The sequence below is a fragment of the Brevundimonas sp. DC300-4 genome, from assembly GCF_049897365.1.
Taxonomy (GTDB): Bacteria; Pseudomonadota; Alphaproteobacteria; order Caulobacterales; family Caulobacteraceae; genus Brevundimonas.
Map to the genome: position 1 here is coordinate 1 of NZ_JAFCWC010000037.1, position 1,957 is coordinate 1,957.

The window sequence follows — 1,957 nt, forward strand, 5'->3', positions numbered from 1 at the left end:
TCCAGGGCTTCACCCCGGAAAGCTATCGGGTGCATTTTTCCCTGCCGAAGGACTTCCCGATGGTGAGCCCCGAATATGCGGCCAAACGGTCGGCGTTGGCCAAGTCGATGGGCTTGGGAATGGGCGGGCGTCAGCCGAAGAAGGCTGAGGTCGCGGCCAAACCGGCTCGGAAACCGAGGGCTTCAAAGTCGTGACGACGTCTAAATCGCGTTGACCGCTGGAGGAGGCTTCACGGTCTTCTCCGTCGTGTTGACTGCGTTGGCGAACGTCCGTTTTTCGGCCTGATGTCAAAGACGCATGTCGACCCAAAGCCGACATAGGAAGGGACCGGTGTGACGTCCGCTTACGACGGATTGTCGAGTGTCGGCTTCGCATCAGCCTTGTAATCCGACCATAGCGGGCTCCCGATGGTAGGCACCCCAGCTAAAACGCAAGTTTGGCGCTCAACATCCCTCTGGCATGACCATTGCGGTCATCCCGATGGGTCTGAAGACCCAGTGCCAAGTTGAGACGGGTGTTTAGCTCAGACGCGCAGAGCGGCGGTCCCTTAAACCGCAGGTCCGTGGTTCAAGTCCACGAACACCCCCCAACGTGCCAGGTTGGAGAGAGTAGCGTGCAGTCAGCGGCAAGTTGTGCAAGCGATCCGGATGTGGACACCGGCGGTATCGAACGCGGTGGGGCCGCCATTCCTAGGGCGAGACGGGGCGAGCATCGTTCATTCGCTTCACGGATTGAACGGACGTCGCACATGGACGGTTACGTTTCGGGCGAGCCTCGGGCGTTCGAGGATGAGCAGCTCGATGACCTTGTTCACAGCTGGCGGCGGTTGACCGATCCCAGGCTCAAGAAACTGGCGATTCAAATCATCCAGTCCATGGAGGACTGAGGGTGCACCGCCTGTGGGTGTCAGCTCAGGTCCCTGGGATATTCCCCTTCAAGGCTCCACCAAGCTTGGCGGCGCGTCAGGTCCCGTCAGTTAACTCGCAACGCCGCATGGCCCATTGGCACCGCTCTCAAAGTTTGGCCTGCAGTCGCCGGCCGTCAAGGATCACACGATGAATACGAAACTATTTCTGGCTGCCTCGACGGCTGCCCTTCTTCTCGCCACGGCCGCTGCAGCCCAAGCTACGATGACCGTCACCAACGACGGCGAAGTCGCCATCGTCGGCCTGGCCATCTCGGGCGAGTCTTCGGACGATTTCGGCGACAACCTGCTCGACGAGGAGATCGCTCCGGGTGAAGGCGTGGAAGTGACTTTCGACGTGGGCGACGACTGCGTTCAGGACGTGCAGGCCACCTATGAGGACGGCGACACGGAAGAAGTCATGGGCGTTGACCTTTGCTCGGGCGACGGTTTCGAAGTCGAGGATGAAGACGGCAGCGAAGAAGCCGACGAGGATGAAGAAGAGTAGTCTTTCCAACCCAGCGATACGGAAACGGCGGCTCCCGGAAGGGGGCCGCCGTTTGCATTTGAGCGGGATTAGGTCGCTTCTGTAGGTTCGCTGACAGCAATTCGAATGTCCGCTATCCGGCTTGAAGGGATTGGCCGCGCTCGACCCATTGCGGACATGCCGCCGGTCGGTGATGGTTCGGGATGGCCGAGACACCTCAACAGGTTCCAGACTTCTTCCTCCACGATGTCCGGTATGACGTTGGGTCGCTCGTCGTCACGTTGGCCGTTGAAGGTGTTCCCCACTTCGAGGTGCAGTTCGATCCGCCTAGGGCCTTTCGCTCCTACGCGGAGAGCGACTTCTGGGCTTATCTGCAAGCCTTCGAAGGCCAACCGCTGATCACGACTCAGGACGGCGGAACCGGCGTCTTCATGAGCGAGAACGCACCTGTACGTCGTCAGATGTTTTGGGACAGTCGGGGTGCGGATTTAGTGGAGAGTTGGCCTTGTCTGGGTTCGATATTTAGGCGGCGATTTTGCGGTGCTGCAAGCGCCGATGTTGGAGGG

General features: G+C 59.9%; 4 protein-coding genes and 1 tRNA gene. All 5 read left to right on the forward strand.

Annotation, left to right across the window (positions count from 1 at the left end):
• The coding region (locus ACP7AZ_RS17720) for a MucR family transcriptional regulator (RefSeq protein WP_426039968.1) at window positions 1–194 on the forward strand (194 nt) is incomplete at its 5' end.
• A 318-nt stretch (window positions 195–512) separates the two neighbouring features.
• Window positions 513–589, forward strand: a tRNA-Lys gene (locus tag ACP7AZ_RS17725).
• 159 nt (window positions 590–748) lie between these two features.
• Entirely contained in the window at window positions 749–886 is a 138-nt protein-coding gene (locus ACP7AZ_RS17730) for a hypothetical protein (protein WP_426039969.1), read from the forward strand.
• Window positions 887–1,055: 169 nt separating this feature from the next.
• Window positions 1,056–1,412, forward strand: a complete 357-nt coding sequence (locus tag ACP7AZ_RS17735) for a hypothetical protein (protein WP_426039970.1) — start codon at window positions 1,056–1,058, stop codon at window positions 1,410–1,412.
• A gap of 182 nt (window positions 1,413–1,594) precedes the next feature.
• Window positions 1,595–1,957: hypothetical protein (locus ACP7AZ_RS17740; RefSeq protein ID WP_426039971.1), on the forward strand; the 363-nt coding region annotated here is incomplete at its 3' end.